At 63.5% G+C, this 14,343-nt stretch carries 11 protein-coding genes; 6 read left to right on the top strand and 5 right to left on the bottom strand.

Annotated features, from left to right (window positions below; all coding sequences use genetic code 11):
- Positions 1-390 precede the first annotated feature (390 nt).
- Positions 391-1,002: a LabA-like NYN domain-containing protein gene (locus tag ACVIIW_RS17710; protein WP_456701885.1), complete on the top strand. Its 612-nt coding sequence runs from the start codon at positions 391-393 to the stop codon at positions 1,000-1,002.
- A gap of 21 nt (positions 1,003-1,023) precedes the next feature.
- On the opposite strand, the gene pcaG is transcribed toward ACVIIW_RS17710, so the two are convergent.
- Both pcaG and pcaH read right to left on the bottom strand, forming a co-directional pair.
- A complete protein-coding gene (pcaG, locus tag ACVIIW_RS17705) occupies positions 1,024-1,650 on the bottom strand; it encodes a protocatechuate 3,4-dioxygenase subunit alpha (protein ID WP_456701884.1) in 627 nt (208 codons plus the stop codon).
- A 3-nt stretch (positions 1,651-1,653) separates the two neighbouring features.
- Positions 1,654-2,436, bottom strand: a complete 783-nt coding sequence (gene pcaH / locus ACVIIW_RS17700) for a protocatechuate 3,4-dioxygenase subunit beta (protein WP_456701883.1) — start codon at positions 2,434-2,436, stop codon at positions 1,654-1,656.
- A 95-nt stretch (positions 2,437-2,531) separates the two neighbouring features.
- Here pcaH and ACVIIW_RS17695 point away from each other — a divergent pair, with 95 nt between their 5' ends.
- The 3 genes from ACVIIW_RS17695 to ACVIIW_RS17685 all read left to right on the top strand — a co-directional run bounded on the left by ACVIIW_RS17695 (position 2,532) and on the right by ACVIIW_RS17685 (position 6,404).
- Complete coding sequence (locus ACVIIW_RS17695; RefSeq protein ID WP_456701882.1) at positions 2,532-3,458, top strand: LysR family transcriptional regulator; 927 nt, start codon at positions 2,532-2,534, stop codon at positions 3,456-3,458.
- Positions 3,459-3,558: 100 nt separating this feature from the next.
- Complete coding sequence (gene pncB / locus ACVIIW_RS17690; RefSeq protein ID WP_456701881.1) at positions 3,559-4,863, top strand: nicotinate phosphoribosyltransferase; 1,305 nt, start codon at positions 3,559-3,561, stop codon at positions 4,861-4,863.
- Between the two features lie 236 nt (positions 4,864-5,099).
- On the top strand, positions 5,100-6,404 hold the full coding sequence (locus tag ACVIIW_RS17685; protein WP_456701880.1) for a GGDEF domain-containing protein: 1,305 nt from the start codon (positions 5,100-5,102) through the stop codon (positions 6,402-6,404).
- 15 nt (positions 6,405-6,419) lie between these two features.
- Here ACVIIW_RS17685 and ACVIIW_RS17680 read toward each other — a convergent pair whose 3' ends face one another.
- Positions 6,420-7,040, bottom strand: a complete 621-nt coding sequence (locus ACVIIW_RS17680; RefSeq protein WP_456705187.1) for a TetR/AcrR family transcriptional regulator — start codon at positions 7,038-7,040, stop codon at positions 6,420-6,422.
- A 671-nt stretch (positions 7,041-7,711) separates the two neighbouring features.
- Here ACVIIW_RS17680 and ACVIIW_RS17675 point away from each other — a divergent pair.
- On the top strand, positions 7,712-11,116 hold the full coding sequence (locus ACVIIW_RS17675; RefSeq protein ID WP_456701879.1) for an acyl-[ACP]--phospholipid O-acyltransferase: 3,405 nt from the start codon (positions 7,712-7,714) through the stop codon (positions 11,114-11,116).
- Between the two features lie 5 nt (positions 11,117-11,121).
- A complete protein-coding gene (locus tag ACVIIW_RS17670) occupies positions 11,122-11,790 on the top strand; it encodes an esterase/lipase family protein (protein ID WP_456701878.1) in 669 nt (222 codons plus the stop codon).
- A 3-nt stretch (positions 11,791-11,793) separates the two neighbouring features.
- On the opposite strand, the gene tcuB is transcribed toward ACVIIW_RS17670, so the two are convergent.
- On the bottom strand, positions 11,794-12,894 hold the full coding sequence (tcuB, locus tag ACVIIW_RS17665; RefSeq protein WP_456701877.1) for a tricarballylate utilization 4Fe-4S protein TcuB: 1,101 nt from the start codon (positions 12,892-12,894) through the stop codon (positions 11,794-11,796).
- Complete coding sequence (gene tcuA, locus ACVIIW_RS17660) at positions 12,881-14,272, bottom strand: FAD-dependent tricarballylate dehydrogenase TcuA (protein WP_456701876.1); 1,392 nt, start codon at positions 14,270-14,272, stop codon at positions 12,881-12,883. The genes tcuB and tcuA overlap by 14 nt, the downstream gene beginning before the upstream one ends.
- Positions 14,273-14,343: the final 71 nt, after the last annotated feature.

Raw genomic sequence — 14,343 nt, 5'->3', positions numbered from 1 at the left:
GCGGCGGCGATAATCCTGCGGTGCAGTGGCGAGCACGCGCAAAAAGCTGCGGCGCACAGATACGTCGAGCGCAACACCGCGATTCTCGCAAGGGCGACTATTGCCGCCGCGTCCATCTACCTTGGTATAGAGGATCGAATCCTTGGGATTAGGCGCCGTTTACTTCCGTACAATTGAGCACGGAATGCGGACGCCTTAACGTGGATCCATTCGGCGCCCTGGCGTCGGTCGCCTTAGCCTCCCTCCACTTGGCGCATGACGGCCACACCCTGTCCGGCCGTCTGCGCCGCCTTTTCAGTAAAGCCATCGCGACCTCAGTGTTTTTCGGCAGGCACACACCCTTCAGGGGGTGAACCTGCGGCCCCTGGCAGAACCGGAGATCCGTGCACTATGTCTTCGTTTGAGAAGATCGCACTCTTCATCGATGGCGCCAATCTCCACGCGACCGCAAAGGCACTCGGCTTCGATCTCGATTACAGACGTCTGCTCAGCGAATTTCGGGGCGGAGGTAACCTGCTGCGAGCCTTCTACTACACGACCGTCCTGGAGGATCAGGAATATTCATCGATCCGGCCCTTGATCGATTGGCTTGACTATAACGGTTACACTGTCGTCACCAAACCCGCCAAGGAGTTCGTGGACGCCACCACCGGCCGCCGCAAGATGAAGGGCAGCATGGATGTCGAACTCACCGTCAACGCGATGGAACTCGCCCGCCACGTGAATCACATCGTGCTGTTCTCGGGCGACGGGGATTTTCGTCCGTTGGTGGAAGCGGTGCAACGCCGCGGGGTCCGCGTGACCGTTGTCTCCACGCTTGCCAGCCAACCACCAATGGTCGCCGACGAGCTGCGGCGGCAGGCAGACGTATTCATCGATTTGGCGGGACTGAAGCCAAAGGTGGGGCGCGCCCCCTCTGACCGACCCCGGGCGCGCGAGACAACGATTGCCGAACAGTTCACCCCGCGCGGTGGGATGGGTCGAGGCGACCGGGTGGAATGACCCTGCGGCGATCGCCAGACTTCAGACGTCGAAGAAGACCGTCTCCTCCGGCCCCTGCAAATTGATCGTGAAGGAATACACGACCTTGCCGGCACGCTCGCTACGAGTGGCGATCAGCGTCTTGCGACGCACCGGTGGCTCGACCAGATTGAGCACCGGGTCGGCGGCATTCGCAGCTTCCTCATCGGAGAAATAGAGCCGCGTGTTGAGGCCGATATTAATGCCGCGGGCGACGATCCAGACGTTGACGTGCGGAGCGCATTTGCGCCCTGCCCTGTCGACGATCGCACCCGGCTTGATGGTCTCGAACGTCACCAGCCCGCTCTCGAAATCAGAGCCGGCGCGACCCCAGCCACGAAAGTCATCGCCGACTGCGCCGGCGGAGCGATCGGCCGGATGATTGTAGCGGCCCGCCGCATTGGCCTGCCAGATTTCGAGCAAGACGTCGCGCAGCGGCGAGCCGCTGCCGTCGATGACCCTGCCCTCCAGCGTGATGCGCTCGCCTTGCGTATCCGGTGTCACCAGCACGTTGGAAAAATTCTTCTCGAAGATGTCGAAGCCTGCCATGGCCGGGATCAGGCCGATATGGACATAGGGGCCAGCGGTCTGTGACGCGGTTTCCTTGAGATAGTTGAGCGGCTGCGGCATGGCTCAGTTCCCCTCCGGGCGATTCTCGAAATAGGTGGAGCGCTGACCACGCAGCACGATGTCGAAGCGGTAGGCGAGCGAGTCGAGCGGGATCGAGGCGTTGAGGTCGAGCGGCGCCACCAGGCGATCCAACGCGTCCTTGTCCGGGATCGTCGTCAGGATCGGACAAATCGGAATCAGGGGATCGCCCTCGAAATACATCTGCGTGATCAGCCGCTGCGCGAAGCCTGAGCCAAACACCGAGAAGTGGATATGGGCAGGACGCCAGCTGTTGACGAAATTGCGCCAGGGGTAGGGCCCGGGCTTCACGGTGCGGAAGTAATAGTAGCCGGTATCGTCGGTCAGCGCGCGGCCGCAGCCGCCGAAATTGGGATCGACAGGCGCGAGATATGTGTCCTTCTTGTGCCGGTAGCGGCCCCCGGCATTGGCCTGCCAGAACTCGACCAGCGTATTCGGGACACCACGGCCGGTCTCGTCCAGCACGCGGCCGTGGACGATGATGCGCTCGCCGACGGGATCGCCGTCCTTGGCGTAATTGCGGATCAGATCGTTGTCGAGCGGACCGAGATCGTTGTGGCCGAACACCGGCCCGGTGATCTCGGAGACCGAGTTCTCGATCGAGAGCAGCGCCTGGCGCGGCGAGCGCAGCACCGAGGATTTGTAGCCCGGCGCGAAGGCGGGTGGATGGATCGTGCGGTCGCGCTGGAAGAAGCCGCCATCACGCGGCGTGAATGGCTCGGGGCTGTTGAGGCGGGGATCCCTTGAGGCTGGCGCCTGGGCATTCATCGGCGTTGTCTCTCCCTGCGGCCGCGACCAGTCCGGCGCGACCTGTTGACAGGATCATGGGCCCGCCTATTCTCCGAATAAATAGATCAATTATAATGCATTACATGAAGAAAATCGATCATTTGGCCCTCGATGGCCATGCGCTCGAACTGTTCCTGGCCGTGCTGGAGGAAGGCTCGGTGACAGCGGCGGCGACGCGTCTCGGCCTGACGCAGTCGGCCGTCAGTCACGGGTTGAACAAGCTCCGGCGGATCGCCGGCGATCCTCTGTTCGCCAAATCAGGCCGCGGCATCGTCGCGACTGCCCATGCCCAGGCCTTGGCCGCGAAGGCGCGCGCGCTGATCGATGAGATGCGCGGCTTTGCCGGCGGCGTCACGTTCGAGCCGGCAAGCGCGCAGCTTTCGCTGACGATCGCCGCCAACGATTTCCAACGCGACTTGCTGCTGCCGCACTTCTTCGACCATGTCGCCGCTCAGGTGAAAAGCCTGAACCTGCGCGTGATCCTCTCGCAGTCGCCCTCCCCCGGAATGCTGCGCGAAAATCGCTGCGATCTCCTGATCACGCCGCTGCCGCCGTCCGGCATCGACATCGTGCAGAAACGACTGCTGAGCGATCATTACGTTTGTTATTTTGATCCCAAGACCCGTGCCGCGCCAAACGATCGCGGCGCTTATCTCGCGGCGCGCCACATCACCGTGGTCTACACTGACAACGAACGGCTCGATTTCGATCGCCGGCTCGCCGCGAACGGATTTCACCGCGACATCGCCATCTCCGTCCCGAGCTTCTCCGGCGTGCCGTCCTTCCTGCGCGGCTCGCAGATGCTGGCGAGCATGCCGAGCCTGCTCGCCCCCGGCGTCATGCGGGGCTTCGCCCATGCGCGGATTCCACTGGCCTCACGCACGCGCACGCTGGCGGAGTTGCCCATGTTCATGGTGTGGCACCAGCGATATCAGAAAGACCCGGCGCATCGCTGGATCAGGAATCAGCTCGAGTCCGTTGCAGCGAGCGCCGGCAGCTGAATACGGCGCGCGGCGACGTTCGTTGCGCCCTTCCGGTGCGGGGGCCTGCCCTTCGCCAAACCCACTGGTTGGGCGCGCGCGACCACGCTAGAATTCGGCCATGACGATGACCGACATTGCGAGCCGGACCTACAATCACAGCTGGCGGCTGGACCCCATCATCCGCAGCCTGCTCGATACCGACTTCTATAAGCTGTTGATGTTACAGATGATTCGAGAATCGTACCCGAATCAGCAAGTAACGTTCTCGGTCATCAATCGCTCGCGCCATGTGCGGCTTGCCGAGATCATCGACGAGGGCGAGTTGCGGGCCCAGCTCGACCATGCCCGCACCATCCGCTTCACCAAGAAAGAGCTGATCTGGCTTGCCGGTAACACCTTCTACGGCAAGACTCACATGTTCTCGGCGGACTTCATCCGCTGGCTGGCCGAATTCCGCCTTCCCGAATACGAGTTGCGCAGGGTCGAGGGCCAGTACGAGCTGCATTTCCACGGGCCGTGGACCCACACCACGATGTGGGAGATTCCGGCGCTCGCCATCCTCAACGAATTGCGCTCGCGCGCGGCGATGAAGGGCCGCGGCCGGTTCGAGCTCGACGTGCTCTATGCCCGCGCCAAGGCCAAGCTGTGGACCAAGGTCGAGCGGCTGCGCGCGCTGGAGAACTTGAAGCTTTCGGACTTCGGCACGCGCCGCCGTCACGGCTATCTCTGGCAGCGCTGGTGCGTCGAAGCGGTGAAGGAAGGGTTGGGGCCGTCCTTCATCGGCACGTCCAATGTGCTGCTTGCGATGGACAACGATCTCGAGGCAATTGGTACCAATGCGCATGAGCTGCCGATGGTCGCGGCCGCGCTGGCCAAGGACGACGAGGAGTTGCGCTGGGCGCCCTATCGCATTCTCGACCAGTGGCGCCAGACCTATGGGGGCAATCTGCTGATTGCGCTGCCTGACGCGTTCGGCACGAAGGCCTTTCTGCGCGACGCACCGGAATGGGTGGCCGACTGGACCGGCTTCCGGCCCGACAGCGCGCCGGCGATCCAGGCCGGCGAAGAGATCGTCGCATGGTGGCAGAAGAAGGGTCGCAATCCCAAGGACAAGCTGCTGGTCTTCTCCGACGCGATGGATGTCGGCTCGATCGAGGAGACCTATCACCACTTCGCCGGCCGCGTGCGGCTCTCGTTCGGCTGGGGCACCAACCTCACCAACGACTTCGTCGGCTGCGCACCGGATGGCACGTTCAATCTCGATCCGATCTCCCTGGTCTGCAAGGTGTCGTCGGTCGACGGACGTCCCGCCGTCAAGCTCTCCGACAATCCGGAGAAAGCAACCGGCGTGCCCTCCGAGATCGAGCGCTATCTGCGCGTGTTCGGCGATGCCGGCCGCGTGCGTCAGCCGGTGCTGGTCTGACGCCAGGCTGAAACTCTCTCGATCGGGTTAATCGCGAAGGCCGAATGCGTGACAGTGCCGCGCAAGTTCCGGCTCGGTAGCATTTGCGACGATCTGCGCGCATCGGCTTCATGGCCCTTTCACCCTGAGTCACGGTCACTTCACCATTCTAGGTCGAGTTAAGCAGCATTCCCGCGTAATCCGCGTTATCAGCCGACGCTCCGTCGGGATCGTTGAGTGGATTTGGGGAACGCAGAGTGTTTCGCAGAACAACAACGTCGGCGAAGGAAGGCAGCTTCCTTCACGTCATCAAGCTTGTGTCGCCGTTCGTCATGGTCGTCGTGCTGCAAGCGATGATCGCGGGCTTCAGCCTGGAAGTCATGTCATCGGTCCGAGCCTATGTCGCGGGCGAGGCGATGTGGTCGCGCTCGCAAAAGAACGCCGTCTATTTCCTCAATCTCTATCTGCATTCGGGCAACGCCGGCCAGTTCGCGCAATACCGGACCTCGCTCGCGGTCCCCATCGGCGACGAATATGCGAGATGGGCGCTCGAGCGCGATCCCGTCGATGTTGAGCTCGCGCGCATCGGTTTCCTGCAGGGCGGCAACCACCCCGATGACGTTCCCGGGCTGATCTGGCTGTTCCGCCATTTCAACCAGGTCAGCTTCCTTCGCGAAGCGATCCGGGAATGGGCCGCCACCGATCCAATGCTGCTGGAGCTCGGCGTCTTCGGTGAGGTCATCAAGAGCGAGCTAAGGGACGGTCCCATTCGGGACGGCGATCGCGTGCAATTCCTGTCGTCGCGGCTCTCCGAGCTGAACAGGCAATTCACGGGGCATGCCGAACGGTTCTCGACGGTGCTGGGCGAAGGCTCCCGCGCCATCAAGCTGACGCTGATATGGCTTAACATCGCCACCGCCGCGACCTTGATCCTGCTGCTGATCTGGCTCACGAGGCGACTGGTGCTGCAGCGCCAGGCATTCGAGGATGCGCTGCATGCCGAAAAAGAGCGGCTCGCCTTCCAGGCCTCGCATGACTGGCTGACCGGCATCGCCAACCGGCGAGCTTTCGAGGCCCGCCTGCAAAGCGAGCTCGATGGTCACAACGAAGGTTCGCTCTGCCTGCTCCTGCTCGACCTCGATCAATTCAAGGGCGTCAACGACAGCTGCGGCCATCTCGCGGGCGACCGGCTGCTCTGCCAGGTCGCGCAATTGCTGCAGCAGAACCGGCGAACGCGCGATCTGGTTGCCCGGCTCGGGGGTGACGAATTCGGATTGATCCTGCCGCAATGCGCTCCATACGACGCAATGGACATCGCCGAACGGCTGCGGCGGTCGCTCGAGCTGTTCAGCTTCGCCTGGGACGATCGCTGCTTTGCGGTGACCGCCAGCATCGGCGTTGCCTGCATCGTCGATGGCAACACGACGCTCGAAGAGGCGATGCGTCGGGCGGATGCCGCCTGCTATCGCGCCAAGGAGAAGGGGCGCAACCGGGTTCAGGTCGACAATGGGAAACCGGAAATCATCCTCGTGGCGGCGAGACGGGAAGCGGCTCGCGCTTGACGGCACGCTTCGCCGTTAGCGTGCCGGCCGGATCCCGAGACCCAGAAGATGCGTGTCGAGAAACTGCGTAACCTGCTGGCGCAGCATCTGCGGCGGCACGGCAACCATGCGTTCTTCGAGGCCGAGCGAGATGATGCCGTGCACCGCCGAAAACAACGTGCGCGACAGCAGCGCGATCTTCACGTCGTCCGCACGCGGTAACACCCGCACCAAAGGCGGATGCATCAGGGAAAAGGCGTCCATGACCATCTGAAGAATGTCGTCGGGATAAGGACGATCGTCCTCCATCCGATGCTCGAACAACGAGCGCAGCAAATTTGCGTTCGCGGAGAAGAATTCGAGATAAGTCTCAGCCAGACCATAGAGCTGCCCAACCGGATCCTCGGCCGGAACCGCGCGCAGCCGCGCAGTCAGCGCCTGTACTGTCCCTCGGTTGACCGTCAGGATCACCCCGTCGAAATCGCCGAATTCATTGTAGACGCTGCCGACCGAGCAGCCGGCAGCCTCGGCAACGTCCCGAACCTTCAATGATCTCAACCCTTTAGCTGCGATAATGCCGCGGGCGATTTCCAGGATCTGGAGCCGTCGCCGACTTTTTTTCTGGTTCGACAGCGATTCTTCTTGAACATTGTTCATTTTCAAGCTACCCATGTGAACATTGTTCAAATTAGTCCGGAGATCGACAAAATGCAAACCCTGGCACTCGATATCGCCTTTACCTTCGTCGACGACGCTGCGGCGCTCGCGAGCGGCTTCCTCCGAGCGGTCTTGCGGCTTGTGATGGCCCCGATCGATCGCATCGCAACCGCCTGCGACATTGCCGGCGTGCTGACTGAGCGCCGCGCGACCTTCCGGATGTGGCGGGCCGACTGTGCCCGCCACGAGGACCGCCGTTTCAGCCTGCTCGGCCGCATCAACCCCTTCCGCCATCTCGCTCACCTCACCTGAGGACATCGAGATGCGCATGCGGGTCCACTCGAATGCGAAGCGGCGTCGCAACAAAGGAGTTACTATGTCCGGACATTCGGGCCGATCGACCCACTGTCCACAGTTCGGTTCAGCTTTTCCTTATCGGTCGGGGCGATATCCCCATAAGCGCGGCATTTCCGCCCGAAACTGCAGCCGCGACCGGATATTTGCGAACCTAACGAGACAAGCTGGAGACCAAGAGGATCGGAGAAATCGTGGGGACAGAGCAAGCCGGGCGACCATCATAGGCCTGCAACCGTCCTTACAGCGCTCTTCCGGTCTTGGCGTTTCATCGACAAATTAACAACCTCAGCCTGCCCTCCAAAACAGGACTCGTCATGATCAGGGATCTGCTGTCGTCACGCCGCTTTGCGCCGCTGTTCTGGGCGCAGTTCTTCTCGGCGCTCAATGACAACGTGCTCAAGAACGCGCTTGTCATCATCCTGCTGTACAGCGCCGCGACAGGCCACGGCGACGCTCTGGTGACGGTCGCGGGTGCCGTCTTCATCTTCCCCTATTTCATCCTCTCAGGCCTCGGCGGCCAGCTCGCCGACAAATACGTCAAATCCGTCGTCGCAAGGCGATTGAAATTCGCCGAGATCTTCGCGGCGGCCTTTGCTGCCGCCGGCTTCTTCCTGCACTCGGTGCCGCTGCTGTTCACGGCACTCGCATTGTTCGGCATCATCGCTGCCCTGTTTGGCCCCGTGAAATACGCCATGCTGCCGGACCAGCTCGAGCTCGGCGAGCTCGCGACCGGCAACGCGCTGGTCGAAGGCGCGACCTTCATGGCGATCCTGCTCGGCACCGTCGCAGGCGGCCAGTTCGTGGCCGGCTCCGCTCATATGGGCTGGGTCGCATCGGCCGTGGTCGTGCTCGCCCTGCTGTCCTGGGCCTTTGCGTCTCGCATTCCCGCGACCACGCCGTCCGCAGCGGATCTGCCGGTCGATGCCAATCCCTGGACATCGACGCTCGGCCTGTTGAAGACGCTGTATGCGGATCACCGTCTGTGGGACGGCACCGTGGTCGTCTCCTGGTTTTGGCTGGTCGGCGCCATCGTGCTGTCGCTGCTGCCGGCGCTGGTCAAGGATGTGGTCGGTGGCAGCGAAGGCGTGGTGACGCTGTGCCTCGCGATCTTCGCGATCGGCATTGCCATCGGCTCGCTGTTTGCGGCCAGCCTGAGCCACGTTCGGCCCAACCTCGCGCTGGTGCCGATCGGCGCCATCATGATGGGATTTGCCGGCATCGACCTTGCGTGGGCCATCGGAGTCGCGGTGAAAGGGAACGACGTCGCCGCAATCGACTTCGCGACCTCTTTCGCCGGCCTGCGCATGCTGGTCGACTTCGTCGGCTTCGCGTTCGGCGGCGGCCTGTTTGTCGTTCCGTCCTTCGCCGCAGTGCAGGCCTGGTCGGCTCCGAACGAGCGCGCCCGCATCATCGCCGCCGGCAACGTGTTGCAGGCTGCCTTCATGGTGGTCGGCTCGCTGTTCGTCGCGCTGTTGCAGGCGGCCGGCCTCCACATCGGCTGGATCTTCCTCGGCCTCGGCCTCGCCAGCTTCGGCGCGGTGTGGTTCGTGCTGACGAAATGGGGCAAGGAGGGCGTACGCGATTTCGGCAGCCTGCTGTTCCGCGCGCTGTTCCGCACCGAAGTGCGCGGCCTCGAGAACCTGCCGCCATCAGGCACACGCATGCTGATCGCGCCGAACCATGTCAGCCTGATCGACGGCCCGCTGCTGCACGCCGTGCTGCCGATCGATGCGAGCTTTGCGGTCGACACCGGCATCTCCAAGGCCTGGTGGGCCAAGCCGTTCCTGCGGGTAATCAAGCATTACACCATGGACCCGACCAAGCCGCTGGCCGCGCGCGACCTGATCAAGCTCGTTGCCGCGGGCGAGCCGGTGGTGATCTTCCCGGAAGGACGCATCACGGTCTCCGGTTCGCTGATGAAGGTCTATGACGGCACCGCGATGATCGCTGACAAAGCCGACGCGGTCGTCGTGCCCGTTCGCATCGAGGGCGCGCAACGCTCCCATCTCAGCTACCTCAACTCCAGCCAGATCAAGCGCTCGTGGTTCCCGCGGGTGACCGTGACGATCCTGCCGCCTGTCAAGCTGCCGATCGATGACGCCCTCAAGGGCAAGGCTCGCCGCAACGCTGCGGGCGCGGCCCTCCAGGACGTCATGATCGATGCAATGGTCAAGAACGCCATGCTCGATCACACGCTGTTCGAGGCGCTCGGACACGCCTATCGCGACCGCGACACCGGCAAGGTGATCATCGAGGACGCGCTCGGCACCAAGCTGACCTATCGCAAGCTGATCCTCGGCGCGCAGGTGCTGAGCCGCAAGCTCGAGACAGGTACCTCGGCCGGCGAGAATGTCGGCGTGCTGCTGCCGAACTCCGCAGGGGTCGCCGTCACCTTCATGGCGCTGCAAAGCATCGGCCGCGTGCCGGCCATGCTCAACTTCTCGGCCGGGCCGGTCAACGTTCTCGCCGCCATGAAGGCCGCGCAGGTCAAGACCGTTCTGACGTCGAAGGCCTTCATCGAGAAGGGCAAGCTCGACAAGCTGATGGCCGCGATCTCCGCAGAGGCGCGCGTCGTCTATCTCGAGGATGTTCGTGCCTCGATCGGCACCGCTGACAAGATCAAGGGCCTGCTTGCAGGGTCCGCGCCGCGCGTTGCCCGCCAAGCCAACGATCCCGCCGTTGTGCTGTTCACCTCGGGCTCGGAAGGCACGCCCAAGGGCGTGGTGCTGTCCCACCGCAACATCCTCGCCAACGCGGCGCAGGCGCTGGCGCGGGTCGATGCCAATGCCAACGACAAGGTGTTCAACGTGCTGCCGGTGTTCCACTCATTCGGCCTGACAGGCGGAATGATGATGCCTGTTCTCGCGGGCATTCCGATCTACATGTATCCTTCGCCGCTGCACTACCGCATCGTGCCGGAACTGATCTACCAGACCGGCGCCACAATCCTGTTCGGTACCGACACGTTCCTCGCCGGCTATGCCCGCTCGGCGCATGCCTACGACTTCCGCACCCTGCGCCTGGTGATCGCTGGTGCCGAGGCGGTCAAGGACCGGACGCGCCAGGTGTTCATGGAGCGCTACGGCATCCGTATCCTCGAAGGCTATGGCGTCACCGAGACGGCGCCGGTGCTGGCGATGAACACGCCGATGGCCAACCGCCCCGGCACCGTCGGCCGCCTGTCGCCGCTGATGGAAAGCCGCCTCGATCCGGTCCCCGGGATCGAGGAGGGCGGACGCCTCTCGGTGCGCGGCCCGAACGTGATGCTCGGTTACCTCAGGGCCGAAAATCCCGGCGTGCTCGAAATGCTCCCCGAGGGCTGGCATGACACCGGCGACATCGTGGCGATCGATGCCGCGGGCTTCATCACCATCAAGGGCCGCGCCAAGCGTTTTGCCAAGATCGCAGGCGAAATGGTCTCGCTGTCGGCGGTCGAGAGCATCGCGACCACGCTGTGGCCGCAGGCTAGCTCGATTGCCGTGTCGATCCCGGACCAGCGCAAGGGCGAGCGCATCGTGCTGCTGACGACGGAGAAGAATGCCGAGCGCAGCGCGATGCAGGCCCAGGCCAAGTCGATCGGCGCCTCCGAGCTGACCGTCCCAGCTACGATCATGGTGGTCGACAAGGTGCCGCTGCTCGGCACCGGCAAGACCGACTACGTCACCGCGACGACGATGGCGCGCGAGCAAGCGTCCTCGCCGGAGCGCGAGGTCGCGTAAGCGAGATGCGCGAAGCGCCTGAAATGGGCAGCGCGCGGTGTCCGGGAGTGGTTCTGCTTCACGGCATCGCGCGCGGCTCCTCATCCCTCAAGAGGCTTGAGCGAGCGCTCCAGGTGGCCGGATTCGCAACGCTCAACATCGACTATGCGAGCCGCAAGAAGCCAATCGCGGCGCTCGCAGACGATATCCACCCGGCGATCGCCCGCTTCGCCGAACGTGAGGCTCCGCTCCATTTCGTCGCACATTCGATGGGCGGTCTCGTGACGCGCGCCTATATCGCGAAACACCGGCCCTATCGGCTCGGCGCCGTCGTAATGCTGGGCACGCCGAATGGCGGCAGCGAGGTTGCCGATCTCCTGAGCGGATCTCGGCTGTACCGCGGATTTTACGGGCCGGCGGGGCTCGAGCTCACGACAGCGCGCCGGCCGGACGCGCTGCCCGCGGTGGACTATCCCGTCGGTGTCATCGCAGGCAACCGCTTCATCGATCCTGTCGCTGGTCTCTTCGTTCTGCCGAAGCCGAATGACGGACGGGTCTCAGTTCAGAGCGCAACATTGGCCGGTATGGCCGACCATATTGTCCTGAAAGCGTCCCATACGGAACTGCCACGCCACGGCGTAGCGATCGAGCAGACGATCGCGTTTCTGAACAACGGCCGCTTCGGCACAGCCTGACGGCTAAGCCGCCGTCCGCCGCTCCCGCGCATAACGCACCAGCGCCGCGAAGCGATAGATGCCGTGCACGAACTTACCATACGGCATGGTGATGAACAACGCGAACACCGCGCCGAGATGCAGCGCCAGCAGCAGCCCCATGGCGGCCGTCTCGCGCAAGACGAGAAGCAGCATGCCGGTGAAGCCGGTCAGGAAAAGCATGGCGATAAAGCCGACATCCATACCGTAGCGCTGCTCGTCGAGCAGCGCCGGATCGCGCCGCATCTTGGCCATGAACAGGCCGATCGGGCCGACGATGAGGCCGATGCCGCCGAGTGTGCCTAGCACCACAGGCAGGTCCCACCACGGATACGGCGCCTCTCGTCCCAGCAGATAGTGATACAGTGTGGCCACCGAGGTTGCGGCGAAGCAGAGAAGGAAGCCATAGAACGTCAGGTGATGGAAAAATTTGCGTCGGTCGGTCGGCTTGTCGTCCTCGTTGTAGCAGCCGACGCCGCCGCCATGAAGATAGCGCAGTTCGCCTGCATCGCGGATCGCCTGGAAGATCGAGCCACCGTCGGCTCGGCCGCCGATCGGCGGGCCGATGTCGCGCCAGAACGCGCGCACGCTCATCACCAGCGCAAGGACGGCATAGAGGAACGCAACGCCGAACAGCGCGGCCATCGCATTGTGCGGCATCAGCTTGTAGAATGCGCCGGGGCCGGTGTGCACGCCGAACAGCACGCCGCGGTCGTTGAGCGCGGCGAAACCGAGGATGAAAGCTGCCATGCTGAGCGCAGCGACAATGCTGATGACGAGACCATTGCGGGCGAACGCGCCGGAGAGCGCCTGCGGCCAGGCATAAGCCGCATAGGATTCCGCGCGCGCGACCGCCAGCGTCTTGGGAACGTTGACGTTGAACTCGTGCGGCGGCGAGAACTGGCAATCGACATAGCACGCGCCGCAGGCATGGCAGAGGTTGGCGAGATAGTTGAGATCGCCGTCGGAGAAGGCGCGCCGCATCTCCATCGCGGGGAATACCGCGCAAAGACCCTCGCAGTAGCGGCATGAATTGCAGACCGTCATCAGACGATCGGCTTCATCAAGAGTTCTAGTTCCGTGCATGTTTCGCCGCTTCCCGTCCTGCGATCCGCCCGAACACACTGCCGATGGTCATGCCCATGCCGGCGGCATACCCCTTGCCGAGCACGTTGCCGGCCATGATCTCGCCGGCGGCGAACATGTTGCCGGACGGTTTTCCGTCAGCCATCAGCATCCGCGCCTCCTTGTTCACGCGCGTGCCGAGATAGGTGAAGGTGATGCCCGGCCGCACCGGATAGGCGAGATAGGGCGGGGTCTCGATCTTGCGCGCCCAGTGCGTCTTCGGCGGCGTGAGGCCTTGGGTCACGCAATCGTCCAGGATGGTGTGGTCGAACGTCCCGGGCCGCACCGCCGCATTGAACTCGGTGACGGTCTTTTCCAGCGCGCCGGGATCAAGCTCGAGCTTGCCGGCAAGTTCTGCCACGGTCCGCCCGGCGATCGGCGGAAACAGCGTCGGCATGAAGCTCGTGACCACTGTCGAGTCGAAGATGATGTAGGCGATCTGGTCGGGCTGCGCCGCGACCAACCGTCCCCAGATGGCATAGCGTTTCGGCCAGATGTCCTCGCCCTCGTCGTAGAAGCGCTGGGCGTGCTTGTTGACGACGATGCCGAACACCACCGAGTCATGCCGCGTGATGATGCCGCCGTCGAATTTCGGCGCGCGCGCATCGATTGCGACCGCATGGCACTGGGTGGGATCGCCGACCTCCTGCACGCCGTTGTCGAGCAGCATTTTCAGGACCGAGCCGCGGTTGTAGGGCGTGCCGCGGATCAGAAAGTTGTCGGCGGCCTCGCCCCAATATTGCTTCAGCCATTCGATGTTGGCCTCGAACCCGCCGGCTGCTGCGACCAATGACGTGGCACGAATCTCGGTCGCGCCCTTGATCGGTCGCTTCAGGCGTGCGGCGAGAAACAAGCCGTCCTCGATCACGAGATCGGTGACTTCAGCGTCGTATGCCACGTCCACACCGAGCCGCTCGGCGGTGAGATAGAGCGCATTCAGCATCGCGCGTCCGCCGCCGAGAAAGAACGAGTTGGTGCGACCGAGGCTCAGCGTCCCACCGAGCGAGGGCTGCCAGCGCACACCCTGTTCCACGATCCAGTTCAGGATGTCCTTGGACTCCCGGATCATGTGGCGGGCGAGCGCCTCGTCGGTTTGCCCGCCGGTCACGCGCAGCAAATCCTCCCAGAACTCCTCCTCGGTGTAGGGGCCGGTCAGGATTTCGGTCGCGGCATCATGGGCGCAGCGCATGTTGCGGGTGTGGCGGGTGTTGCCGCCACGGTAGAACTTTGGCGCACCTTCGAGAACCAACACGGATGCACCGCCACGGCGCGCCGAGATCGCCGCGCACAGCGCCGCGTTGCCGCCGCCGATCACCAGCACATCGTATTTGCTGCCCATTCCCTCGGTCCGATGCGACGAAGTTGGAGACATTCTGCTCGCTGGCGGCCTTGGTCAACCCCGACAGCCAT

The organism is Bradyrhizobium sp. USDA 4449, from assembly GCF_054056275.1.
The sequence above is the reverse complement of the archived record's forward strand: the minus strand, read 5'-3'. Positions and strand labels throughout refer to the sequence as shown.